We start from the raw sequence: 25,480 nt of genomic DNA on the forward strand, positions 1-25,480 counted from the left end.
TTAGCTTTTATAAATGAATAATGGCTTTGCTAGTTTCTTTGCCTATGCGGTGGATAAACTTACGATCATCACCCCAAGAGAAGAACCCTGGCTTTTCACCTTCTTTGTAATATTCGATTGGTAAGCCATAAATACTATTAAAGCCCTGAATTGTAGGTTGACCTTTACCTTCTGGGTACACTGTCGCCTCTAATTTAAGTTCGATTTGATCACCAGGTTTTAATCCAAGCTCTGCCAACAAAATGTGATTATTTATTTCGGCCTGCCAACCCGTTCGAGCAGGCTGCAACGCCCACATACTTTTAAGTAAAATAACCGAATCTAATGGAATTTCAGTAAAGTGTTTATTCTTGCTATATCTTGCTAGCCTAGTGTCATAATCAGTTAGTAATGATGCAGCGTAATAATTTAGCATGCCCTTATCAGGTGGAAGCATTCGCCAGCTAATCTTTGTATCAACACCTTCTTTAACTGCAGCTATAGGAGCCGTTAAGCCCATTGAAACTGTTTTAGCGTGTTCATTTGCAATGACTTTTGTATAAGGCTTGTAAAGTACGTTGTATATATCAAGAAGTGCTAAATCAGGGCGATTTCGCCATTGTTCTGCTCGCACACTTGTTGAGCCATCATTAATAAAAGCAGCCTTACCCCATGGGCATGCATGCAACCAAGCTTCAACCTCTGATTCACTAAAATAATAAATAAGCCCTGCTGCAATAAGAATGATCACTAAGCCAGCAATACCAAATACGGCAATTAATGCAGATGCACCTTTAGTGACAATAGCAATGCCCGATGCTGCGGTCATACTTAAAAAACCTAAAGCCATAATGGAATTAGCCGTGGCAAGACCTACATTCCCCTTGTTATATTCATTAACAGCATCTCTGACAGCCACATAGGTACTAATCGCGCCTGCAAGCAATGTCGCAGCATTGGCGGCGTAAAACAATATTACTTTCGCGGTAATTACACTGACTCTTCCTCTGAGTATTTTTTTAGTAAACTCACTTGCAGGCACTTTGTTTTTGGAGAAAAGTTTCAATTGTTCAGAACTTGGCATACCATAACGGCGCTCAACAAGGTCTTTACCTATATTCACCATTACATCAAGTAAATCTAAAGTAGCCGATGCTTTATCCATGGCACTCACGCCATCACCCGTTATTACGGTATAAAAGTTAATGGCCTCTAGCCCAGAAACAAACGGCAATACACCAATACTGGCTGAGCCTACTTTACCCGCTTGCTGTTTGCCAAATGCTGTTTGTGCGTATTTTTTGAGAGACTTATTGTGATCTTTATAACCGGCTAAATCCCAATCTGTTTTAAGTTGTTTTTTCTCAACATCTTCTATATCACTTTTTAGTTTTCTCTTTGCTTCTTTCAAGGCTGTTAGCTTATTCTTATCTAACACCACCATTTTTTTTATTACTTTTTCTCTGGCGCTATCTGCTTGGTAATATTGCTTAGTAACCATAGCCTCAAGTTCATTTAAAGCGCCATCTAAACTCGTAATAAGGTCTAACCGAGCAGGTATGGTTACTTTATCGTTAACTTTAAGTTTAACAATCGGCCGCGTGCCACCATTACCAGGGTAACTGCCCTGACTCAATGCTTCATCAATGCCTTCGGTTATTTTATTAAACTCTAAAATGCGTTGTTCAGCTCGCTTTGCACGGCTGTCAAAATTAAGCGGCACGACTGAATCGGGCAAGTTGCCTTGATAATAGTCGTTAACGTCAATATCTATCTCAACAAGCAAGTCGTCTGAGATCATATGCGCTAAATGCATTATTTTTTGATACGGGTTGTACGACATCGCCACTGACTTAATACGAGCCTCAATATTAAGCATGTCGAGCCCAACACTTTTCAGGGTTGATAAATGCGCGCGGGTTACACTACTTTTTGTTTTGGCTTGTTTAAGTAATGTTTTGTAATGTTCTAATTCTTTATTTCTTTGTTTAAGTTGCCTGTTTAACTGCTCTGTGATGTCATCGCCATCAATACCTTGATTACGCGCTTCTTGAATTAGCTCATTGCGTGATTTTTCGGAGCTTTCAATTTCGCTTTGTTTGTTTTTTATCTGTTCTTTTAAGTTTGCTATTTGCTGCTGAACCTCGTTACTTTCTTGCTGAAGGGTCGATTGTTTTTTTCTACGTGCAGTAAACACATCTTTAATTGTTCCGCTACCTTGAGACATTGAATATGTAGCAGAGGGGACTTCCATAATAATATTAAAAAAGCCCCATACAGCTTGACTGCTTCGTCTAAATACTTGCGTTAAATCACCTTCAATATAGCCATCTAGCCCATCGTCGTTGCTCTCAAGGGCATAGAATTCATCCATATCAAAATCGATATTTTTAGGGTCGTCAGGGTCTCTAAAATTTAAGTAATCGGTTAAGCCTGGGTTACTGCACTTTTCGTCAGGAAAAAGTAACTTGTGTAATTTCAATAAGTTTTCACGATTACTAGTGTCTTCAGGGTGGGTACCTAACACTTTTAAAATGATATGCTGGCCTAAGTCATTACTGTCTATTTGTTTAAGCTTTTGTGCGTCTTTTTCATACACTACGCTTGAACGAAGCAAGTCTGCCGTTAAATCTTTAAGTGGGGCTAATACATCGCACATTAGTTGATACATATCGAGCCTTCGATTGCCCGTGTGATATGCATAATCCCTCGTACATTGATAAAAACTAGAGGCGCTATCTTCGTCCTCTAAAATATCTTTTACATTAGCTCTTAATTCATTGATATATTCGCCTAACTCGAACACTTTTGCTGTTGCTAAAAATTTTCTGAACGCTGTTTTATCAAATTTGTTATCTACCCATTTTTTATAATCAGCAGCAATATCTTGCTCTTGTTCAGAAACACTGTCTTCACCATAGGTTGCTAACTTATCTGAAACAGACTGTGGAAAAGCAAAAAAGGTTTGCTGAACAAACGATGCTAATTCAAGCTGACCCCTTTGTTCTTTTGTGAGTTCAGCTACACTCGACACCATTTGTCCATTTGCGACTTGCTCTATCGGCAGTGAACTAATTACTGAACGCGTTAATGTAATATCCGCTGCGGCTTGGCGCACTTTACCTATCTGGTCAGGAATAACTGGGCAATACACACCCGCTTGATTAACAACATCAAGCACAACATGCTTAGGTAGCTTGGCGCTATTATAACCTTGTTCAAAATAGCCGAGTTTATCTAACGTGAAAAGCCTATCACCTCGTAATAGTTGCGCATCACTATTATTATCACCGGGTTTTACTGGCTCGCCATAATTTAATCTTGGATCTTCAGGGTTAAGGCCACCAAAAAGCTCTATTTGCTTCCAAGACCATTGCACTTCCGAATAAGCTACTTGAACCTCACAGGTTTGCCCATTTAGTTTATAAGGCACAATAACTGTTTTGAGTTCTTCGCCCGTTGCATCTCTGTAACCTTTATTTTGCTTCCACGTCATGACGCCTTTTTGCCACGCAAGATTAACATCATTAAAACGTGTCACGTTTTGCTCAGTTGTAACCTTGAGTTCACGCCATAAATGACCATCAACAAAAATGTATAAGTAACCATCTCTAAGATTCGTTTTATGATTATCTATTTCATCAGCAGGATGTGCATATCTAATGGGAAATATATGAACTAGTTCAATATCAGCTGTATTATCACTTTCTTCTTTTGCATCCACTTTATACAAAGGAATTTTGTAAAAACCTTTTTGACTTCTATCAACTGACTCATCTTTAACCATCAGTGATACATTTTTCGTACCATCTGATTGGCGTTCAAAAACAAGTTCTCTGTGGGCATTTTTTATATTGATTTTGTCTGCGACACTTAAATCACTCATTGGATATTTACCCCATCTTCGTCTAGCTTTTCTGCTCCAGATAATTTAACTATGATCTTTTTCCCTGCATTTTCAGCTTGCAAACTATCCCTAACTTGCACTCTAAGCCCCCTTGGTGCGGGGCCGCCAGACTGCATAAGAGGCATGGGTGGGGTATTTTTATTATTTGATATCATCGGGTCGCCTTGGCGAGCCGCAGGCTTGCCTTCAATCATTACGTTAAATGACCCCATAATAAATTCGGCTTTACCGTCGTTCGTTCCGCTAGCGATACCTTTTTTATCACCTGGAGAGTCACCCGAGCTTTGAGAAAAGTAACTTTTTACATTAGCAGCTCCTTGACCATTCACTTTGACTGAACTTGCAACAGAGGTAACATCGCTCGATTGGGCTTTATTGCCGTAGGGAATAGGCACAACGCTGGTGCCAATCGTGGTTAAACACACATCGATTGTTGTTAGCTTACCGCCGCTATCTTGATGCACAGCGGTGCGGCCATTAATAAGCACATTTTGCCCAGAGACTGTTGCGGTTTGCGGTGCCTCTGATTCTGTATCTTTAACTAATTGCTGCTCTGTACCTGCTTGCCAACCTAAATGATTCGACACTAAATCTAAAAAGGCACGAGGGTTATCGATTGGTTTGTTAACGTCCATATTAGTCTGCGGTTCGTTCCACGGCAGAATTGGCTGGTTTTTCTCGTTATCCCATTGTGGTGGCGGAATAATGTAATCTGGAATAAACCGATTAACCAGTTCACCAAGTGTATGCTCTCGGTACTTAGGTCTGGCTATTTCATCTAAAAAAGCAGATTCGCCTTCAGAGCGGTCCGAAAAAATGGCAATACCATTGGCTTTGCCGAGTGCACCGTTGCTTCGTGCACTATTGGTTAGACCTAGTAATGTCGGGTTATTATGGCGCCATGTAACACTGCCGCCGCTTCGTACGTCAGCAGTGAGTGCGTCTATGTCGTATTGTACGCTGCCTGATTCTTTGCCAGCCATGGCATTTATATATGACATTCGCTTTCACTCCTTGAAATCTTAAATAGCTGTTCATTTGGCTGATTGAACACCACAAAAACGTGTTCAGAGTCAGCCATCAGCGGGTTATGCAAATAGCTTCCAGCTAATGCAAATGCCGCAGATTGGTTTGCCACGCCTTGATAACCAAGTACGGTATTTAGTTCGGCAAACTCTATTAGTTCGTCATCATTTTTATAGTGCTTTTGGGTATAACTAAACCACTGCTTTTGCCATTCATACGACTGCATGCCTGCAAAAATAAAGGAGTCACTAACCTGTATGTTTGCGCTTTTAAGCTGAGTAGGCATTGACTCATCAAAAGTCATGGCTTTTAAACAACCGTGTCTGTGTACCAACAATGCATAGCCACCTTCGCCATTAATTACGCCGCTAGGGCCATTTACAACTTGTACTGTGTGTTGTTTAGCTTGCTCAGACACGTATTCAAAACCATTACACGAATCAACGGCAACTACGAGGGTATCGAGGTCGGTTGCTTCGAGCTGCCAATCGCTTACCTGTTCAAAGGCTGGTGTTTGCTCAGGCATTGCGTCAGTCAATAATTCACTTAATGTGTCATCATCAATCAGCGGCTCGCCATTACTGGCGTGCGGTAATATAAACTGAACTTTATTGACCCTAAATGAACAACAAAGTTTTTTTAACTCAATATTTTCAATAATATGAGATAAAATTAGCAAGCAACGAGTTTGCCTATCAAGCCCTGCAAGCTCAGTCAGTTCTACAAATACATAAGGGGCATCTAAACTAATATCGCAGCGGATCAGCGCTTTGCTTGGCTTTGAATACAACATTTGGTTTGCCACTGAAGTATAAAAGCTTTCGGTATAGCACCCCGCGGCATTAATATGATAAAGAGTATCAAACTGCATCTTTACCTCCTTGCTCAGCAACGATTATATTGCTGCTACTTGCCACGTTATCGCTGTTGATATGCCCGCGCCATAACAGCGAAAAGCACTGTGCGTCCGAATCAATTACTAAGGTATCGCAGTGCATGTCGATATCATGCCTCGTTAACGTATTAACCACTTGTACTAGTGGCTTAAGCACAGGGAGCTCTACAGTTTGTTGCTGGCCATATTCTTGTAATGGATATAATCCGCTTAACGAAAACGCCCAGCCTTTTGTAAACACTTGCTTTGTTTGTTGATCTGTTGGGGCTGTGTTGTAAAAGTTGCTAGCCAATGACGTTTTGAACGGGTACTTACCAGCCATAAGTGCTTGTTCGTCAATATCTGGCATTAACTCTAAACGCGGTGACCAATGACTCGGAATTGCCGAAAAGCCAGCAACGCTTACTTGATGACTTGGTTTTCTTAATACCTCGTTGGCATACTCTATCGCAGGTAAAGGCTGCCCTACTGCGTGCTTGTTTTTCAGTTTAAAGCCAACACCTATAGGATTTTCGAGGCTGTAATCGCTTTGATCATGGTGTGCTTTGCCCCCAAACGCACGGCTATAGCAAACAGCTGTTGGCGTAATTGGGCATGGATCTGTTGCGACAGGGCCAAGCAGTGAACGGCGCCATTTACGTTCGCCAGTAAGGCGTAATCGCTTTTTAATTATCGGTGTGTCGTTTGCAGCTAAGCCTAGCTCAACCTCAATAACACGCGCAGTTTTGCCCTTTGGCGGGTACGCAGTAAAGTTGCCATACACTTCGAAACCTTGCTTAAATGCCACTTGTTCATTCACTGCCACCAGCGGCTCGCTAGTCGGATCACCGCTATATTCGTCAGCCATGACGATTTCAACACACGGTTCCATTAAGCTAGTATTGCCTTTTTCATCAAACTCAAAGCTCTGTTTTACCAAAACAACATGAGACGCAGTGCCATCTGTTTGCCAACCTTCAAACACGCTTGCTTGCCAAGGAGTAAAGTTATGCAGCATGCTTTGCTCCTGCTATTAACTTTTGCCACTGAACTGCTGTTTGCTGAGTATGATAAAGACCACAGGCCAGTGTTAATTCAAACTGAGGGGCAAATACTCGCTGTACAATCTCGCCTGCCAATTCTGCTAAGCCTTGCTCTGGCTGCGCTTTTGTAAAACTCACGCCTTTTAAAACACACTCTCCTTTGCTTAAAGCCAGTGCTTGCCTAACATGCTCTGCATCATGCAAGTTTATACCGGCTTGCACATGATGCTGATTTTGCGTGCTTACCAGTGTTAAGGCTTCTGCTTTTGCAAGTGGTCTATCTGTTAACGTTAGCCAAGCCTGATAAGCTGCTTGCTGTGTTTGCGCAACGCCCATAAGCTCTATCACCAATACCAGCGCTGATTTATACACAAAGTGGCTTAATACGGTTTGGCAAAATTCTGGGTGCGCTTTACAAAATAAAGCGCAAGGCTCATGCCAGCGACTATCGTCAACCAGCCCCGCTAATTGTAACAACTGCGCTTTTTGTGAAGGCTCGCTAGTACTCGAAAACACTTTAAATACTTTATCACTAAGGCTTTTATCACCTTGGCAATAGCAATTGACTAAAGCGGCATACACCAAAGTAAAATCAGCATGAGCGAGGGCTTGTTGTAACTCGGCATCATTTAAAGGCTGCGAAAACAAAATAGTTTTAAGCTGCTGCGGTAATGACTCTTTGCCCTCTAGCACTGTTGCTCTGAGTGCTTTTTGTTCTGGGATAGTCCAATACTTAAGTTGCTGCGATAACAAAGTATAAACAGGCAGAGCTTGCTGCTTTTTAAGCGCTAAAAAATAATCACTGTTGTCTTGCTCTGGTGCAGCCATTAAACGTGTTGCACAAAGGACAAAAATGGCGTGCTGGTCGCTCGCTAACGCGATCTCACAAAAATCATCACAGCTAAGTTCAGCAAGGTCATTAAAGCTGTTCCCATTGAAGTAGTCGCACGGTGACTGCTGCTTAAGCGATGCCAGCACATAAAGATGATTAAGCACTTGATGCTCTAACACTTTTTGCCTTGCAAGACTATACGCCCCTGACGCAAGGAGCTTTTCTCGGTGCGCCATTAAGGTGGTAACGCGCTGTTGATGCTGTTTTAACTTAGAAACCGCTGCAAACATATTAATTAAGCCTAATCGGCCAACCTGCCAAGGTAAGGTCTTGTTGGCTATTTGCAGTAATATCTTCGCCTTCAAGCACGATAGTGCCATCGGCGAATACTTCGATGCTGCCCTTGGCGGTTTGCAAGCTAACGCTTTGCTCTGCGGCAATAATAATATGTCCTGCTTCGTTGCTAATGTGAGCCGCCGGAGATTGTTCAGGTGCGGCTAAAAGTGCCGTTACAATCACACCTTGCTCACTGTGTAGCACCACAACTTGGCTACCTATTTTGCAACACGATACATGGGCAGCTTGTAAAGCAACATCGTAACGAATGTGATTAATAACCACGCTCAAAGCTTTACCCTGAGGTGATACTTCACTGACCTCTGCGAGGCTTTGTTGCTGATCAAATAACTGAGTTACTGTGGCTGTCATTTTCAATCCTTGAAATTAGTTATTACTTATTGCATTGCCTTTAATAGCAATGTTTCTAGCCGATAGAGTGATATTGGTGGCATCGATAGTTAAATTACCCGCGGCATCAATCTCTACACTTGCACCACCTTGGCTGAGCTGGATCGAACCTCTACCTTCGCCTTTAATAGTGATATTTGCCCCGCTTGAGAGGTTCAAATCACCATTTGGCGCTTGAAATTCAAGGTTGCCATCGACCGAGTAGACACTAAAATCTTGCTCACTTTGCAAGTTAAGCTCTTGCGCTGCTTTCAGTTCGCTACTGCCATCAGTCGCTTCGATACGGGTATCGGCATCAGACTTTAATGTTAAATCAGCCGCAGCCGTTACCTTAATATCACCCTCACGTGTTTGAACTTGTAGGGTGTTCTCTACACGATTAGTAAAATCGTTGGCAGCAGTAAAAATGGCGTCATTTTCAGCAACAAACTGAAGGTTCTCTTTGGCTGAAATTTTGACGTCACCTTCCACTGACTTAAGTGTTGCTTGATGGGCATTCTCGGTTGCATCTAACAACAATTGGTTTTTATTTTCTTTATTTGCAAGGCTAATTTTTTCTTCACCGCTTTTGTCATCCATGATCAAGCTATGCCCAGCACGGGTGACAAGCTTATTCTCTGTCGGATTTTGGCTGGTAACCGGGTTCGGGCTGCTCTGATTATAAAGCGCGCCTAAAATAATCGGCCTATCTAGGTCGCCATTTTCACCGGTTACTAACACTTCGGTGCCTGTCGTTAATGGAAAATGCATACCATGACCACTGCCACCATACTGCTGTAGTAAGCGCGTTGGGCGGCTTTCTTGGCCTTCACCGTCTTGGTTAAACGGTAAGCGCACTAAGTAATTGCCATCGTCGTCAACCTCTTGCTCAATGGTGGCATTAAATGTTGCAAATACACGACGAGCAGGAGACAGCTCAGCTCTAAACTCAATGGATGCAGGCAATAAATAGGCTTGGTTTTTATAGGTTAACCCTTTAACTTGCGATCCATACTCTACTGCTGCAGATTGACTGCCTTTGTGATCAACACGCGTAATTAAATACAACCCTTTATGATCAGGGTGGTCATACACTGTCAACAACATACCGGGTCTTAAGGCACGGCAATCAGTATCAATAATTAATTGTTCACGCTGACAATCAAAGGCTTGTTGACGTACTTTAGCCAGCGAATTACCTATATTGGCGTTAGGAAAGTTATCTGCATAATGACTATCATCACCAAACCCTGGGTAACTGGTATTATTTGCGGTCGACACATTTAAGTTACCTTGGGCTTTGTAGTTGTAATCATTGAGCGACACACTTTGTGGATGCAGCTGTGCTTTACGGCTTATTGCAAAAATGGTTTCGCTATTTCGAACTTGCCCTGATGGCGGCACATAGCTCAGGCTTACATCATCACATAAGGACGAAAAGTCTTTACTGCTATTACAGACTTTGAAGGAGCAATCACCTTCTGTTTGCTCTACAAAACCATATACAAAGCCATACTTACGCATCAAACGCGTGACAAACTCATAGTCTGTTTCGTTGTATTGAACCGTCATTTCAAGGGTTGGTCCCGATGCTTGAATACTAAACTTTTGCATTGGAAAGCCAGCTTTAGTAAATACGCTTTTTACTATGGCAGCTGGATCCATCATGGTGAAAACACGGTTAGAGTGTTGATGCTTTAACAAAGTTAAATAAGAACTCATGGTCAGCGTATAGTGATAACCCTGATGGCTTTGCCCATGTGCAGTAAAAGCACTGATGATCCCAGAAATCGTGCGGTCGCTCATTGACCACACTAAATTGAGCTTGGCATCTTTACCTAACAGCATCTCGGAACTGAGGTGCTCTTGACTTAACACTTGAATAGAAAAAGCAAAGTCTTCACATAGGCTGTCATTGCTTGATTCAAAATCGGTCACCGAAACCATGCCATCCGGTAACCCTTGCACGCTGACACTAAAATGACTGGTGTTGGCTTTTAGTTCATTAAGGCTATCCATGAATCCCATTGTTCAAATCCTTTATGCTTGGTCCGCAAAGGTTGCGGTAATTTCATCATTCTCATCAACAGCTAGAGTGAGAATATCTGGCATGTCATCCTCTGCCATAAACTCTAAAATTGATTTCGCAATGCCTGGCAATATTTGCTGCTCTATCACTGCATTTACCATGCGCGCACCACTGTCTGATAACTGGCACTGTTCGGTCAGTTTGTTAAGTACGGTTTCATCAACACGTAGCTGCATTTTGTGATTATTCGCTAACCGCTTGGCAATACCGTCTAGTTTCAAACTGACAATAGATTGCAGTGCCTCTTTATCGAGCGCTAAATAAGGAATAACTTGCATACGCGCTAACAGTGCTGGGGCAAAAAATTGCAGTAACTGCGGCTTAATTAGCTCTGTTAGAGCTGTAATTGAAGGAACTTGCCATGGGCTGCCGTCTTCATTTAAAGGAGCTTGTTCATTATTCAATGCTGCATTGATTTGGTCTTGATTTTCAATGTCGGCATGTTCATCGTCAGTCGGTTCAGTTAAATCAATGACATTAGGTGGCGTGCAAGCATCAATGAGCTCAGCAGATCCTAAGTTTGAGGTCATGATGATCACGGTATTTTTAAAATCGATTTCGCGACCTTCGCCATCGCGCATACTGCCACGCTCAAAAACTTGATAGAACATGTTTAGTACATCTTTATGCGCTTTTTCTACTTCATCGAGTAAAATCACCGAGTACGGACGCTGCCTTACAGCTTCTGTTAATACCCCGCCTTCGCCATAGCCAACGTACCCCGGTGGCGAACCCTTAAGCTGCGATACTGTATGCGCTTCTTGATACTCGCTCATGTTAATGGTGGTTAAAAACTTTTCACCACCAAATAGTTGCTTAGCTAAACATCGTGCTGTTTCGGTTTTACCCACCCCAGAAGGGCCAGCTAATAAAAACACGCCAAGCGGCCCATACTCATTGCTTATACCTGCCTTACTTACACGCAACGTTTTGGCAATTTTCGCAATGCCTGACTGCTGACCGATCACTTCTTGGCTTATGGCTTTTTCAAGGGTAATCAAATTGGTTATTTGGTCTTTCACCATCGCGCCAACAGGTACGCCTGTCCACTGCGAAATGATTTGCGCGACGGCATCGGCATCGACTTCACTGTAAAGGCCATTATCTTGGGTGTTCTGCTCTTTGAGCGTTTGTCGTAAGTTAAGTAACACAGAGCTATCTAATTCATTTTGCGAATTAGCTTGCTTAAACTCATTGATTTGACCTAATGTCGAAATTTGTGACTCACGCGCGCTCGTCAATGTTGCTAAGTTGCTCTGCGCTGCATTTAGTTCTTGTTGTAAGTGCAGCAATTTGTCCATATCAACCGCCAAGCCTTGCTCGCTTTCTGCTGCAATGCTTTGGATACGTGTTTCAAGGTAATTAATGTGCTCACGCTCAGCTTCAATGGCTGCAGGATCGGTCGCAAACGACATTCGAACTCTTGCCGCAGCGGTATCTAGCACATCAATGGCTTTATCTGGTAGTTGACGACCCGTGATATAACGTGACGACAAGACCACTGCAGCTTCTATAGCATCATCAGTTATTTGAATGTTGTGATGTTGTTGATACTTATCTTTCAAACCCGCTAACATTAGCTGAGCTGCTTGCTCAGTTGGCTCATCAACTTTAATAAGTTGAAAACGGCGCTCAAGTGCAGCATCTCGCTCAAAGTATTTTTTGTATTCACTCCAAGTGGTTGCAGCGACTGTGCGTAACTCACCTCGGGCAAGCGCAGGCTTGAGCAAGTTAGCCGCATCACTCATACCAGCATCGCCACCAGCACCAATTAATGTGTGGGCTTCATCAATAAACATGATGATAGGGGTGGTTGAGTTTTTTACTTCATCGATCACTGTTTTTAAACGGCGTTCAAATTCACCTTTAACCCCTGCACCGGCTTGCAATAGGCCCATATCTAACACCAGTAATCGTACACCTTTAAGATCATCAGGAACCTGGCCATCAACAATACGCTGAGCAAATCCTTCTACTACCGCAGTTTTACCTACCCCTGGCTCACCCACTAAAATTGGATTGTTTTTACGACGACGACAAAGCACATCAACCATCATGCGAATTTCGTCATTGCGCCCAAGCACTGGATCAATTTTGCCTTGTTTCGCTTTCTCGGTAAGGTCTTCACAATACTCATCAAGGGCACCACCTTGACCACTTTGCTGCTCAGCAGCAGTATGCTGAGCACTTTGTTTTGCCTGTGGATTTAATCGCTCACTTGAGTTTTGGCAAAGCTTATAGAGGTTTTCAGCCATAAAACGGGCGTCAATTTTTTCAAGTAACGCAGGCAATTGCAGTACAGGGCTGTATGGCAATAACTCAGTTAAGGCATCAATCAACGCAGCGCCGGTGATCCAGTCACTTTTGTGCTGTACATTTGCACTTAACCAAGCTCGCTCAAGCCACTCATAAAGTCGACGAGAAAAAACAGGCTTACTCTGGTTACCCGCAGGTTGGCGGTTTAAAAAGTCGAGCAGCTCATGCCACACTGCGTCTTGATTAATATTAAAAAAGTGAAAAATATGCTCTAAATCGCCGTTACTACCTTCTTCCATCAACTTAATTAATAAATGTTCAGGTAACACTTCATAGTGACTACGACTGCTTGCAAACCCTGCCGCTGACTCAAGTGCTGTTGCAGTATGGCCATTTAGTTTGTCGATAAGCTGCTTTATGCCTTTTGCATCCATGTTGTTTTCCTTAAATCCTGATTACTTTTAATGTTGATATTGTTGATGTGTGTAACTGTGCACGCTGATATTTGCTTCAGCGCAGCCTAAATAAGAGTTGTGACCGAGTAGCAAATCGTTTTGCCCTAAGGCTTGCTCTGTTACTGCTTGATTAGCCACCTTAATTTGACAAATCCATTGCACATTACTAGGTAAATGAGTGCTTAACATGGCAGCCATTTTTTTGCCTTGTGAGTGCTGAGGATTAAGCGCGATCGCGGTGTCAGAATCCACAGGACCAATCACTATGGTCAGTACGCTACCACTAACTAATACGCGCTCACCAAGAACCGCTGACTCGCCTAACACCATCTGTTGATCTTGACCAAATGAACTTGGCGAGTCGATTTGCTGCCAATTTGCTCGGGTGTCATCCACAGTCAGTTGCTCAACCTCTAGTGAGTGGCGAAGTAATTGCGCTAAACCCGCAGCGCTGGTTTGTTTTAAACTGGCGATACCACACTGAACTTTTTGCTCAGTTTTGGTTGATAAGATGGCTTCGATTAAATGATCGAATTGCTCTGCACCACGGCCTTCAACATTGATGTGCGACTTTTTCCATGCTTGAAACAATTGGCAATAAAGCACATGATTAAACATGTCTAAAAACTGCCTGACTCGGCCCCCACTTTCTTGATCACTTGCCGCCTGTTCGAGTAAATAATGTGGCATAGGTGCATCTACACCATACAAGCCTAAAAATGATGTCGATAAGCTTAATCGGCCACGACCATGGTTATCTAATTCACAGCTACGTACATCAGTGGCAGGAAAGCCAAGTTCTTTATAAGGCTTAAAGATAACTCGCTCGCTAATCCCTTTTTCAAGTTCTGAAGGTGTTGCCCAATGTTTTTCAATTAGGCTCATCGCCTTAAACAAATTAAACTGCCAAGGAGCTGCAATCAGCTTTTCTATTGGTTCAGGTAACTTTGCCCAAACAGGGTGATTTATTGACTCGTGCATATTCATAACTGATAACTCTTGCCCGGTTCAATTTCCCAGCAGTGGGTTTTATAACTTGGAATCGCATTGACTCGGGTCTGCACGCTCTCGTTAATTGGCGCATACATTAAAAAGAACTGATGCAGCATATTGCAAAAGTGGTATAAGTCGGCATCACAAACAAATTTGCTTTCATCAATATCAATCAGTACATCAACACCTTTAATAAAAATGCCACGCTTAATTTGACTAATCGGTGTTGCGGTAATTTTTTGAATGCTATCAATACGTAATCGGTTTTCAGCTTTTTGTGACCAATCAAATAATACCAGTAAGCGTTTTAATTCGGTGACTTGTGTAATCTGTGAAAATTTCACATTTAATAAGCTTATCAACTGCCAATGCTTTGGTTGTTCAGGGCAAGGTAAATAGTTAGTCGGGCGAATTACATTTTCTACATTGGCAATGCTTGGCATATCTGGGCCGCCTATGTTTAAATCGCCCTCTTGGAGTAACTGCCTTGGCCAACCAGCATTAAAAACGGTTAAATCAACCGATAAGGTTTCTTTTTCTTCTTCAAGGTTAAATGGCAGCTGTAAATAGTGGCACGGCGCAGCACCGCCCACATCTTTCGTTAAGACGGTAAACAGTTTCTTTTCGTCTTCAAACACGCTCTGGTACCTGGGGGTGTAATCATACGATTTGCCACTTAACGAGTTGCGTCCTTTAACCTCATTAACGGTGTAACTGAAGATATGATCTGTTCTGTTTTGATCAGCGGTGATCATGTAATCAGTGCGGTTTGACTCTATGCGTATTGGCTCTGCAGGTTGTGCAAACAAATTAATAGCTGGCACGCAATTGAGTAAAATATTATCGCGGCTTAATTGATGACCCGGCGGTAATTTACTACTGCCTCTAAACACCAGCTCAAATCGATCAATATGCTCAGGTAAGGTCAGATCTTTTAAACCATCAAAGCGCATAAAGTAAAAACGGTCTTTTGCGTTAAAGTAGTCTAACAGCAGCGCATAGCCCGGATGGCTTTGTTCTGCATGCGGTAATAAAGCGCCATCTATATCTAAATAAGTAGCACTACAACCTTTTACTTTTAACTTTTTATTATGTTCAAAATGCGAGGGGCCAAAATCAAGCTCTGTAAACTGCTCTGCTGTTTTTAAAAGCTTAAACAAAGAACTACATAAAGGCGTATCACCACGTAAGTAAAACTGTAAATTTGCAAGGTCGTAATTTTTGCGCTCACCTTGGCAAACAAAGCGTAGGCCAATACGTAGCTCAGATCCTAAATGCGACTCTTGATAACGCACATGCTCAACATCAAGAGGACTAACTTGTAGGTCGTGCGTTGTTGTAAAGGTGATATGTTTTTTATCAACCACTGACTTATCAGCGCTTAGCGTCAGCCCTTTTTCAATAAGATGTGATTTTTGCATTGCCAACTTAGGGCTAAACTTTACAACCGTGCTTGATGGGTAATAACTCAATAATATAGGGCATAGCTGACGCAGCACTTGCTCTGATACCTCAGGAACAGACTCATCTAAACGCTTTTGCGTATGCGCAGTTAAATAGGCAACACCTTCTAGTAGTCGTTCAATATGGGGGTCACGATCTTTTAGCGCATCGATATTTAACATGCCTGCGTGCTCAGGGTAATGCTGAGCAAACTGTTTACCGGCTTGGGTTAATAAGCGCATTTGTGCATCAAAATACTGTTGCATTGAACTATCCTTTTACGCTGAATTAATCAAACTGCTTGGCATGCTCTGCCACATCGGCTTTACCACCCGACTCAAATCGGGTGTTAAGTTTGATACATTGTCCTGAGGTTAAAAATGCTTGTATATCAAGCCTAATCACGCAATTTTCTTCACGAATTTCCATTGGAATGACATTGGCATAGCGAACTCGTGGCTCGTATTTTTCTATCAATTTTTTAACTTCAAACGCCAAGGTGTGCTGTGAATACGGAAGGCCCTCGTAGATATCTTCGACATCAGGCAACCCATAATCGACCAAATGTTTTAACACGCCACGACGCGCATTAAGTAATTCATTTAGATGTTTGCAGACACTGTTTTGCTCATCAGTTTGAAAACCTTGATGACCATTTCGTGTGACAGGTTGAGTTAAAAAATCGAATAACGCCATAAACTTACCTCTAAGAAAAGGATATGCTTTCGCATATCCTTTAATTTTGCTGACTTATCGACCTTCAGTCCAAGAGTCAGAGAACTCGATGTTGCCATCAAGGTAAGTCCACGTAATGCGCTTATAACGTAGGCTAACTGTTTCAAGGTGCGGGTAACGCTCCTTGTCTAAGTCTTTTACGTTATGCATTGTTGGTAGAATTGAGGTGATTTTTACATCTTCCAACTTGTGGCAGAAATATTCACGCTCGGTCCCTGTGTCATCAATACGGTACCATTTAAGCTCAAGTTGCTTAAGTGTTTGACCGTTTGAGCACGCTTTGTACAGGTATGGTGTTGCTGCATCAACCGCTTTTGTAATAACAAAAGGTTCGTGCTTACGAGTACCTGTTAATTCGCCTGTGTCGTTATCTGTAGGAATGCGAAGTTCATGATCAAAGTGTAGGATCTCAATTGAACCTTCACGCTCTGCAACAGTTACAGAACCTTTGATGTCATTACCTTGGTCATCCTTTAACCACATATACGCTGGAATTGCCATTTCATTATTCTCCTTTTAGAATGAATTGTTTCCTGTTTAATGGCATAGGCATAAACAACCTTGTTTATGCCCCCCAAAAAGCCCGATGCTTCATGCCACTGGGGAACATGTCCCAAGTTGGCTGCAACCAACTTGGGGCCATTCTTTTACACCAACCAGCTACTCACCAAATTGACGTCTTTACACAGCCTGCTTAAATCCGTTTCATCGGCGGCTTGGCAGTTCATTTTTCGCCAGGCATTTGCCCAACAAGGGCAAGGCGAACATCAATACCTTCAACTTGGAAGTGCGGCACAATGTAAGTGCTCACGCGGTAATAACCTGGGTTACCTGGGATCTCAGATACCGTTACTTTTGCGTCTTTGAGCGGGTGCGTTGCAATTAACGACTCATCTGGGTTATTCATCTTCGTTACTAACGCACCTAACCAATCGTTTAACTGCTGCTCTAGCTCATGACGAGGTTTACTCGAACCAATATTTTCACGCTGCAATACTTTTAAGTAGTGAGCAATACGCGATACTAAGAAGATATAAGGTAAACGCGAGTTAATACGGGCGTTTGCAGTTGCTTCAGCTGTTTCAAGTACTTGCGGCTTCTGGGCACTATTTGCCGAGAAGAAACACGCAAAGTCAGAGTTTTTGTAATAGCTAAGAGGAATAAAGCCTTGGTTAGCAAACTCAAGCTCTTTGGTCTCTGAGATAAGCACTTCTGTAGGGATTTTAGTTTCAGAGCCCTTACCAGCTTCAAATGAATGCAAAGGTAGATTTTCAACTTTACCACCCGATTGCGGGCCGCGAATATTCACCGACCAGCCATTATCATGGAAGCTACGAATAATGTTGGCAGCAAATGCAAATGTTGCATTACCCCATAAGTAGCGCTCGTGATGCTGACTGTTCACATCTTCTTGGTAGTTAAAGTTACGAATTGGGTTTGTTTCACCATACGGTAAACGTAGTAAGAAACGCGGGAAAGCAAGACCAATATAACGAGAGTCTTCTGACTCGCGGAAGTTTTTCCAGCGTAAGAATTCAGCACGCTCCATATAAGAGCCAATATCTTGAATTTTAGATACTTCGTCTAATGACTCTTTTAAGAAAAACTTAGGACCTACGCTGCCCATAAATGGACAATGCGCCGCTGCCGAAACGCGCGAGATTTCTTGGAGTAGTGAAACGTCTGGCGCTGAGCAATCAAACTCAAAGTTAGACACCATAGTCGATACAGGTTCGCCACCAGGGGTATCATAATCTGATGTGTAAACATGCTTATATAACGCTGATTGTGTTGTATCTGGCGCTTCTTCAAAATCATCACGCAAAGTTTCTTTATCAACATCGAGCATTTCAATTTTGATATTCGCGTTATTTGGCGTGCGGTTAATTAAATAACGCAGTGAACGCCACGCTGATTCTACTTTTTGAAAATCAGGGTGGTGTAAAATCTGATCTAATTGCTGCGAAATAATGGTGTCTACTTTTGCAATATAATCATCAAGCAACAGCTTATCGATGCGTGTTACTTCTTCGCCACTCATACCTGCCATATCTAAAAAGACATTAATAGCAGCGGTAAGACGCTCATTCGCACGTGTTTCTGCTAGATTACCTGCATCTCTAAATGTATCTAGTTTGATTTCATCGCCTACAGGGGCAATATCAACCATGCTACATAGGTTTTCATAAGTTGATAATGGCGCTTGCTCTACCGTGTGAGCAGCTACATTTAATTGTTCTTGCATTGACATAGCGGCGTCCTTATTCCGTCACAGGTTGTTTTTCATCTTCAGAAGCAAGCGGCGCTATTTCATCTAGCTTCGCTTTTAGCTCATCAAGTTCTGGTTGGTTTTGTAAAACACGTTCCAACTCTTTTCTAAGTGATGAGTTATCAAGAAGGTTTGACTTCAAGTCACGTAACAAATTACGCATTGCCATCATTTTGTTTAATTCAGGCACCTGTGCAGCAACCTGCTCTGGATCGAACGATTTAAATGAATCAAACTGCAAATTAACATTGATATCACCGTCGCCTTTAATCTTATTTGCCACCTGAAAGTTCGCTTTTGGCGCGATATCTTTCAGCACTTGCTCAATGTTATTTTTATTGATCGTCACGCGTTCGCGCTCAGCAAGTTCTTGGCTATTCTGACCATTAGAATAGTCACCAATAACCAGCATTTTTAAAGGCAATTCGCTTTTTTGTGATGCCCCATCAGTATCAAGCTCTAACGATATGTTGATCCGAGCTCGTGGGATCTCTTTTTGAAATGTATCTGTCATGTTTCTTCCTTTGCAGTTTGTTTGTCTAACGACTAAATTCCAATTAGGCGTGTTACACCCACGCTATTGCTTGAGCCGGGTTTGTAACCATCATTCGCTGACTAATTTGCTTAGCAGCTAAACTCATGTCATCACTCTCTGTCTGAGACAAATTGGCATAACATTGCTTGGCGAAACGCCATACTTCCATGCAAAACTGTTGTTGCCACTTCGCTAATTGATAAGTTTCAATTTGCTCGAGTAATTCGGTTAAAATTGCCAATGCGTGCTCATAATGCTCTGCTTTAAGTAACAACTTAGCTTTAAGCAATTGACTTTGAGCTTGGTCGAATCCAGTTGGCGTACTTAATTGTGCAACCAAGCTAAGGGCTGCACTTAACTGCCCTTTTGCAACTTGCTCGCTTAAGGCTATGTAATGCTCGTCAAATGGATTTGCTTGCACTTGAGTTGTTTCATTTTGCGAAGCATATGAATTGGCAATGTCTAATAACGCTTCTTTGTTCTGTGGGCTGCATAACCCCGAACCATCGTCATATTTTAAATTGGTTAATAACGGAAATTGACTGACTAAAGTGACTAGCTGTTGCTCTAACCACTGTACTAATTTTGCTTTATTTAGCTGTTTCAACGCTGACAAAGTAAGCATTTGCAGATTCAAATTAAACTGCATAGCGCCTTCCATAAACAAACCCTCAGCAAGTAACAATGCTTGCTCTGCTTGTTCAGTTGCCAGTGCGTTTTCAATGGGGGCGAAGGCAGCCGCACGCGGTGCTGGCAGTCTTGTTTTGCCATTTTCATTGGCAGGTAACGCTAATCCAGACCAACGTGCTGCACGCGAGAGCTTTAAAACCCGTTCAATGTTGTTTTGTTCTTTATCAAAATTAAGCAGCTCACGAATTGCTGCTAGGTAAGCACTATCGCTAGCAATGTCAGCCACTTTAGGTGCAGTTGTCACTGGTTTTGCCTGAACAACTTGTTGCGCTACCGGCTCAGTCGTTGGCTCGCTGACCACGGTCGTCTCTTGTGCTTTAGGCTCTGATTTAACTTCTGGTTCTGGCTTAGCGACAGGATTACGAATTACTTGCTCTTTAACCCACTCATTCAGAGTTGATAAAGGCCCTGATTCAGCATCAAGTACAGGCACTGAAACCTGATTATATTCAGCTAACACAGTCTCTAATTCAGCCCATTGCTCAGGGCTCGATGATTGAGCTTGGGCAATTCCTTTTAAGCGTTCTTGTTGTTGTAAAAACCACGTGTTAACCGCACAACGCATACGTGCTTTTAAAGGATGAACCTGTTCACTAAACTGACTTAATAGTTGATTAAACAGTTTTAAAGAATGGGTTAAACCCACCACGCCAAACTCACTGGTAGCCGCAAGGCACAAGTAGCTCACTATACGTAAATCTTTACTTTGGTTTTGCAAAAGATCGGTGGCTTGAATAAACATGACTTTAAAATCAACTTCGCCCACACCTGACGATGAAGCTTTAAGTGCTTTAAAGGTTTCTTCGTATTTTAGATCTTCACCACACGCAAGCCCCGAAAGTGGCTTACTAAGCTCTTCAAGCCACAGCTCCCAGCTGTTATGGGTATGCGGATTAACTACACTCATGCTTTGCACCACCTTCTGAGCGCATCGTAAACACTCACATTGTCCATATCAGCAAAATTAAGGCTGTATTCGCTCGGCACTTTGTCTAGTGAGAGATTTACTAAATCAATAATGTCTTTTGACTTATCCTCAGCAAGCCACACTGAACCAAAATAAGATGCCGGTACAGGGCGGCAAAACACCGTTAGGCTCGGTTGCGAACTTTCATTTCCTAGCTGGTAAAAGAACCAAGGTTGCCAATTATGATCGGCAACGATCGAAGCAATTAAATGTAGCCAAAAACCTGCAACTAGGGCACTTTCGTGACTAAAGTGTGGCATAGGTAGTCGAATACCAAATTGTGTACGTAGGCAACCTCTATTCGCAATCGACTTTAATACCGCTGAAAGCTCTTCAATTAAAACCGCTCTGTGATGAATGTCGTTGATCCCTAAATGCTGCCAAACCACACTCATCGGAATACTGCGCAATTTATCAAGCTCTTGATTTAGATTTGGCTGCTGCTTTAATGCATCGGCCACTTTACTATACGATTTAGCTTGCTCAGCCATCGCATCAATTGAATGTGCTTCAACGATGCGCTGATTAACCCCTAATAGGTGCTCAATGACATGACTTGCATATAAAAATAGAAAAGCAGGGTGACGTTTGTAAGTCTCAAGTCCACTATGAATAAACGAACTAAACGGGTAAAAACGACCACTGCTATCAGTGCTTGGCTGTAAAACACCTAACAAACTACTGTCGTCACTGTTACCAGATACAAAAAATAACGAAGAAACACCATTTAATGCAGTTGTTTTACCGCCAATAACACCTCGGTTTATATGCGCGAAACCTTCTTGCAACCAATGGTCTAATGCAACAGACTCCCGAGAAGATATATTTAACTTTACAAAATCAGGCCTAACAGGAGTTTTCCCCATGTACCCGTAGGTAAACTGCTTAACCAGCGTTGGCGACTTTTTCTTGGTAAACAAATTAAACATACCTGCCCCTATTGAACCGAGGCTCTGCTTGCTTGCGCAAGTTGTGGCTTAGGTGCAAATAACGAATTAGGCAATGCAAAAGAGGTCAACATGTACTTTGAAAAAATACCGCTATTGCGACCAGACTTTAATGAGAACTGTACTTTTAAACTTTGCTCTGATTTATCAACTAATTCCCAGGTAGCAAGAAACTCTGTACCCTTAATCCATTTCACATTTGCTTCGTTAAGTACTTTTAATAAAGCCCATGGACCATCTTGCTCAATAGTGACTCTTCGTCCGGCGTTATCTAAACCATACAAAATAGCTTTTTCTGCTGCGCCTCTTCCTGGCCATGAGAAATTACGCCACTCTTCCGGTTCATTTCTATAGCGATAACCTTGCTCAGAGAACCCTAAATACGTTTCGCGAATGCCTTTTTGTGGTACGGGCATCATTTGGAAGTTAAAACCAGCCGCGTCTGAGCCGTTCAAGAATAAAGAGCGTGTTACTTTATTTGCTTTTGTTAAACCGTCTAATAACTCTTGATTAAAGCCAATCCCCACACCGTTCCATTGCTTTTCTTCCCATACACCTCGGCGTACTTTCATGAATGGTTTAAGTTGGCTATTAATAAAGTTCCAAAGCACTCCGGTTTCACTATTTAAGAACTCAGAAACATCGGCAATAGCAGCATCAGGGCCAGTTAAGTTGAATGGGTACTTACCAGCAATGCTGCTGCTATACATGGTATAAACTTGGTTTTCCCATTCTTCATTTAACTGGCTACGTGCTTTTGCCATGATACTTGCAATGCCTGACTGCAATGGCGCTTTAAATAACACATCAAGCGTGTCTTTTGTTTCTGGGTCTAGCGCACGAGTTTGGCTTTCTATAATGATCCAAGATGATTGCAATGCATTATCTTGGCTATTTCCAGACAATAAGTCTTGTACAAACACCATTGCTTGCGCATCATCTTCATTGCTGGCAGCCATCGCTTTTATATCTGAGTGAATGCTGCTCAAAGAACTAATGTACTGACTCATATAATCAGACATCTGCTTATCTTCATCATGCTGCGAGAAGCGACGCAAGTCAGCAAAACGTGTTTCAAGTTCAGGGGCTCTAACAGTACTAACTTGAGAAAAATCAGGGCGCTCTGCAACTTGTTTTGCTAACTTTCCTTTGGCCACTTTTTTAGCCGTCGTATCTGTTGCACCAGAAAGAATGGTCGCTATTTTGTCGTTGTTTGCACTAACCGCAGATGGTTTATCTGCAACAACGATGTTGTCATTCACCAACGTCATCAGATCAATGAGTGGCCCATCAGTTGACGAAAGGCGTGCAAAATTAATACTGGCATCATTTAAATCTCTAAAAGTAGACACTTTTATACTGTTCAAAAACGCGAACCATGTATTGCCATAGTCTTTGAAGTAATAACTACGCATTGCTTTTGCCAGTGCATCAGCTTGCGCTTCATCAACCGCATTTTGACCGCTTTCATTACTTGTGCCCATTACCCAATCACCAGAGAATACCAGTCGAGAAATACGTTTAATTTCTGGATAAACATACTCTTGCCAACCTGCATTGGTATACACATAAGGAATACTAAAGTTGCTTTTCAGTACATCGCGATTTTTCGCAGTCATAAACTGTTTTAGTTGAATGGCTTTTTTACGCTCAGCAAAGCTACTAATAATTTGTTGATATAGAGGTTCAGCTTCAGGTTGTGTGTTCAGGCTATTCCTTGCATTTAATACAGCCGTTTCATTATTTTGCCAAAATAAAATTTCACCTGGGTTTTCTAGATCTGTGCTTATGTTCGCTAAATATAAATCAACTAAATCGTTTAATTGTGAGGTGATCGGTGAATCAGCTTGAGCATCAATCTCAATGTTAAAGTGCTGGCTAATAAAACTAAGTAACTGCTGCTTGGCAAACTCATCGTCTTTGTGTTCAGGGTGAGCACTTAACATTAGATGTAATTTCAAAGCATCGTAATATGCCTGACGACTTGCTGCGCGAGCATCGGCATCATCTGCTGACCAAATAGCTTCAAACTCTTTCAGCTGCGCAAGCGTTTGTTTTTCTGCAGGAAGGGTGATCAACTGATTTAATTGATTAAACAAAACCTGCGAAACACTAGTTAGAGTTTCGTCACCCTCGTAAATGCCAAAAATGAAATACCATGGCAACTGCTTTTCATAATTATTAAGCGATTGATAATGCTCAAATAAATCAAGCGTAGCTGCAAGTTTTTGCTCATCTTTTGCTTTATTTACATTCGCTTCTACAATCGCTTTTACACGGGCTTCACCTTGATTCAACAATAGCTGGTTACTGGTATAAGAAGTAATGAGTAATGCTGTCACGGCGGCAATACTTGCCAAACCTGAAGTCACTGTTAAACCTTTTAACCAGCGGCCAACCAAGCGCTTTTTGCGGTTACCACGAGTTAGGTCTTGCAACTTGAAAATCACATCATTAAAAACACGATTGATAAAGTAGCTTTGCGTAATGCTTTCTTGTTTTTGCTCAACAACGACAGCACCAAATTGATCCCTTACGCCATTCGTAATACGTTCAATCGGTGTGCCCTCTTGCGTGCCAGAGGTAAAATATACACCAGCAAACCAAGGAACCTCTTGATACGGGTTGGCTTTAAATAACAAGTTTACAAACTCAGTCAACTTTGTTGATGCTGATTTAAATTGATTCGGGAAATCTAAAATTAACTGCTTACGGTGTTCATTACGTTCGCGGGCAACCTTGCTCAAACGTTGCTCACAAAGGCGTTGGTATAACTCCTCCATGCGCACTTCAAACATTTCAGCCGGATCATTTTGTTGATCTTCACTAATATCTAGCAAATAAGCACCAAACACTTGCTCGCGTTCTTTTTCTGTTAAGTCATTAAAAAATGGCTCAAAGCCGCTGATCAAGTCTGTTTTGGTAAAGGTTATATAAACCGGGAAGATCACCCCAAGTTGAGTAATAAGCTCTTCAATACGCTCACGAACTAGTTTTACGTGTTGACGAATTTCTTCACTGTCTGAGGTTAAAACATCTGCAACACTAATCGCGACCATCACACCATTAATAGGCAGTTTAGGACGATATTTTTTGAGCAAGCTTAAAAAAGATAACCACTCTTTGTTTTCAGATTGCTCTGTTGTGTAACGCCCTGCGGTATCGATCAGAATTGCTTGATCTGAAAACCACCAGTCACAGTTACGCGTGCCACCAAAACCTTGGATGTGCAGTTCATTTGAATTTGAATATGGAAAATGCAAGCCAGAGTTAGCAAATAATGTACTCTTTCCGGTGGCTGAAGGACCAATGATCATATACCAAGGTAGTGCATACAAAGCTGTATTACCACGGTATCCTGCGCCAAGATGGGAAGCTTTTAACGAGCTTAATGCTTCTTGCATCTTTTCTTTTATTTCATCAAGTTCAGCACTTGAACCCGCATTATGGCTCGCAAGTTCAGAGGCTAGCTTATCGCCCGAACGCTTTGTCCATAACCAACGGATAAAAATAAAAACGATAAAAACAGCTGTTACCGCAGCCATCGCGATAAGCTTTTTATCTGTCGTGTCTAAACCAACGATTCGGCCAGCAAACCAAATAATACTGAGCACAGCAATTAAGCCAATTAACTGCCCTGTTGCTCTTGATGACACTAAGCCCAGTAAAAAGTGCACTAGGCCGCTTTTGTTCACTCTTCCTTGCATTACTTTT

17 protein-coding genes are annotated in these 25,480 nt (G+C 42.1%); all 17 read right to left on the minus strand.

What is annotated here, in order from left to right:
- Positions 1-7: 7 nt before the first annotated feature.
- A complete protein-coding gene (locus tag AN213_RS03115) occupies positions 8-3,865 on the minus strand; it encodes a toxin VasX (protein ID WP_055197321.1) in 3,858 nt (1,285 codons plus the stop codon).
- Complete coding sequence (locus tag AN213_RS03120) at positions 3,862-4,887, minus strand: DUF4150 domain-containing protein (RefSeq protein ID WP_055197323.1); 1,026 nt, start codon at positions 4,885-4,887, stop codon at positions 3,862-3,864. The genes AN213_RS03115 and AN213_RS03120 overlap by 4 nt, the downstream gene beginning before the upstream one ends.
- Entirely contained in the window at positions 4,875-5,783 is a 909-nt protein-coding gene (locus AN213_RS03125) for a hypothetical protein (RefSeq protein WP_055197326.1), read from the minus strand. Before AN213_RS03125 ends, AN213_RS03120 begins: the two co-directional genes overlap by 13 nt.
- Positions 5,773-6,804: a DUF2169 domain-containing protein gene (locus tag AN213_RS03130; protein WP_055197328.1), complete on the minus strand. Its 1,032-nt coding sequence runs from the start codon at positions 6,802-6,804 to the stop codon at positions 5,773-5,775. Before AN213_RS03130 ends, AN213_RS03125 begins: the two co-directional genes overlap by 11 nt.
- Positions 6,794-8,026, minus strand: coding sequence for a hypothetical protein (locus AN213_RS03135; protein WP_236702882.1), 1,233 nt, complete (start codon positions 8,024-8,026; stop codon positions 6,794-6,796). The genes AN213_RS03130 and AN213_RS03135 overlap by 11 nt, the downstream gene beginning before the upstream one ends.
- Positions 7,953-8,369, minus strand: a complete 417-nt coding sequence (locus AN213_RS03140; protein ID WP_055197332.1) for a hypothetical protein — start codon at positions 8,367-8,369, stop codon at positions 7,953-7,955. Before AN213_RS03140 ends, AN213_RS03135 begins: the two co-directional genes overlap by 74 nt.
- Before the next feature lie 15 nt (positions 8,370-8,384).
- Positions 8,385-10,406, minus strand: a complete 2,022-nt coding sequence (locus tag AN213_RS03145; RefSeq protein WP_095209694.1) for a type VI secretion system tip protein TssI/VgrG — start codon at positions 10,404-10,406, stop codon at positions 8,385-8,387.
- A 21-nt stretch (positions 10,407-10,427) separates the two neighbouring features.
- Complete coding sequence (tssH, locus tag AN213_RS03150; RefSeq protein WP_055197336.1) at positions 10,428-13,166, minus strand: type VI secretion system ATPase TssH; 2,739 nt, start codon at positions 13,164-13,166, stop codon at positions 10,428-10,430.
- Between the two features lie 27 nt (positions 13,167-13,193).
- Positions 13,194-14,174, minus strand: coding sequence for a type VI secretion system baseplate subunit TssG (gene tssG, locus AN213_RS03155; protein ID WP_055197338.1), 981 nt, complete (start codon positions 14,172-14,174; stop codon positions 13,194-13,196).
- The gene (gene tssF / locus AN213_RS03160; RefSeq protein WP_055197340.1) at positions 14,171-15,889 is read right to left on the minus strand and encodes a type VI secretion system baseplate subunit TssF; all 1,719 of its coding nucleotides are present in this window, start codon (positions 15,887-15,889) and stop codon (positions 14,171-14,173) included. Before tssF ends, tssG begins: the two co-directional genes overlap by 4 nt.
- A gap of 22 nt (positions 15,890-15,911) precedes the next feature.
- Entirely contained in the window at positions 15,912-16,319 is a 408-nt protein-coding gene (gene tssE / locus AN213_RS03165) for a type VI secretion system baseplate subunit TssE (RefSeq protein WP_055197342.1), read from the minus strand.
- Between the two features lie 54 nt (positions 16,320-16,373).
- Positions 16,374-16,859: an Hcp family type VI secretion system effector gene (locus AN213_RS03170; protein WP_054554067.1), complete on the minus strand. Its 486-nt coding sequence runs from the start codon at positions 16,857-16,859 to the stop codon at positions 16,374-16,376.
- A 223-nt stretch (positions 16,860-17,082) separates the two neighbouring features.
- Positions 17,083-18,609: a type VI secretion system contractile sheath large subunit gene (gene tssC, locus AN213_RS03175; protein WP_054554070.1), complete on the minus strand. Its 1,527-nt coding sequence runs from the start codon at positions 18,607-18,609 to the stop codon at positions 17,083-17,085.
- A gap of 10 nt (positions 18,610-18,619) precedes the next feature.
- A complete protein-coding gene (gene tssB / locus AN213_RS03180) occupies positions 18,620-19,141 on the minus strand; it encodes a type VI secretion system contractile sheath small subunit (RefSeq protein WP_054554071.1) in 522 nt (173 codons plus the stop codon).
- 52 nt (positions 19,142-19,193) lie between these two features.
- The gene (locus AN213_RS03185) at positions 19,194-20,759 is read right to left on the minus strand and encodes a TssA family type VI secretion system protein (protein WP_055197344.1); all 1,566 of its coding nucleotides are present in this window, start codon (positions 20,757-20,759) and stop codon (positions 19,194-19,196) included.
- Complete coding sequence (gene tagF, locus AN213_RS03190) at positions 20,756-21,748, minus strand: type VI secretion system-associated protein TagF (protein WP_055197346.1); 993 nt, start codon at positions 21,746-21,748, stop codon at positions 20,756-20,758. Before tagF ends, AN213_RS03185 begins: the two co-directional genes overlap by 4 nt.
- An 8-nt stretch (positions 21,749-21,756) precedes the next feature.
- Complete coding sequence (tssM, locus tag AN213_RS03195; RefSeq protein ID WP_055197347.1) at positions 21,757-25,473, minus strand: type VI secretion system membrane subunit TssM; 3,717 nt, start codon at positions 25,471-25,473, stop codon at positions 21,757-21,759.
- Between the last annotated feature and the right edge of the window lie 7 nt (positions 25,474-25,480).

Source organism: Pseudoalteromonas sp. P1-8 (assembly GCF_001399985.1).
Classification (GTDB): domain Bacteria; phylum Pseudomonadota; class Gammaproteobacteria; order Enterobacterales; family Alteromonadaceae; genus Pseudoalteromonas.

What these genes read in the sequence shown, in the direction of transcription:
- AN213_RS03115 (WP_055197321.1), bottom strand. Translation starts at nt 3,865, where the DNA reads ATGAGTGATTTAAGTGTCGCAGACAAAATCAATATAAAAAATGCCCAC.
- AN213_RS03120 (WP_055197323.1), bottom strand. Translation starts at nt 4,887, where the DNA reads ATGTCATATATAAATGCCATGGCTGGCAAAGAATCAGGCAGCGTACAA.
- AN213_RS03125 (WP_055197326.1), bottom strand. Translation starts at nt 5,783, where the DNA reads ATGCAGTTTGATACTCTTTATCATATTAATGCCGCGGGGTGCTATACC.
- AN213_RS03130 (WP_055197328.1), bottom strand. Translation starts at nt 6,804, where the DNA reads ATGCTGCATAACTTTACTCCTTGGCAAGCAAGCGTGTTTGAAGGTTGG.
- AN213_RS03140 (WP_055197332.1), bottom strand. Translation starts at nt 8,369, where the DNA reads ATGACAGCCACAGTAACTCAGTTATTTGATCAGCAACAAAGCCTCGCA.
- AN213_RS03145 (WP_095209694.1), bottom strand. Translation starts at nt 10,406, where the DNA reads ATGGATAGCCTTAATGAACTAAAAGCCAACACCAGTCATTTTAGTGTC.
- tssH (WP_055197336.1), bottom strand. Translation starts at nt 13,166, where the DNA reads ATGGATGCAAAAGGCATAAAGCAGCTTATCGACAAACTAAATGGCCAT.
- tssG (WP_055197338.1), bottom strand. Translation starts at nt 14,174, where the DNA reads ATGAATATGCACGAGTCAATAAATCACCCTGTTTGGGCAAAGTTACCT.
- tssF (WP_055197340.1), bottom strand. Translation starts at nt 15,889, where the DNA reads ATGCAACAGTATTTTGATGCACAAATGCGCTTATTAACCCAAGCCGGT.
- tssE (WP_055197342.1), bottom strand. Translation starts at nt 16,319, where the DNA reads ATGGCGTTATTCGATTTTTTAACTCAACCTGTCACACGAAATGGTCAT.
- AN213_RS03170 (WP_054554067.1), bottom strand. Translation starts at nt 16,859, where the DNA reads ATGGCAATTCCAGCGTATATGTGGTTAAAGGATGACCAAGGTAATGAC.
- tssC (WP_054554070.1), bottom strand. Translation starts at nt 18,609, where the DNA reads ATGTCAATGCAAGAACAATTAAATGTAGCTGCTCACACGGTAGAGCAA.
- tssB (WP_054554071.1), bottom strand. Translation starts at nt 19,141, where the DNA reads ATGACAGATACATTTCAAAAAGAGATCCCACGAGCTCGGATCAACATA.
- AN213_RS03185 (WP_055197344.1), bottom strand. Translation starts at nt 20,759, where the DNA reads ATGAGTGTAGTTAATCCGCATACCCATAACAGCTGGGAGCTGTGGCTT.
- tagF (WP_055197346.1), bottom strand. Translation starts at nt 21,748, where the DNA reads ATGTTTAATTTGTTTACCAAGAAAAAGTCGCCAACGCTGGTTAAGCAG.
- tssM (WP_055197347.1), bottom strand. Translation starts at nt 25,473, where the DNA reads ATGCAAGGAAGAGTGAACAAAAGCGGCCTAGTGCACTTTTTACTGGGC.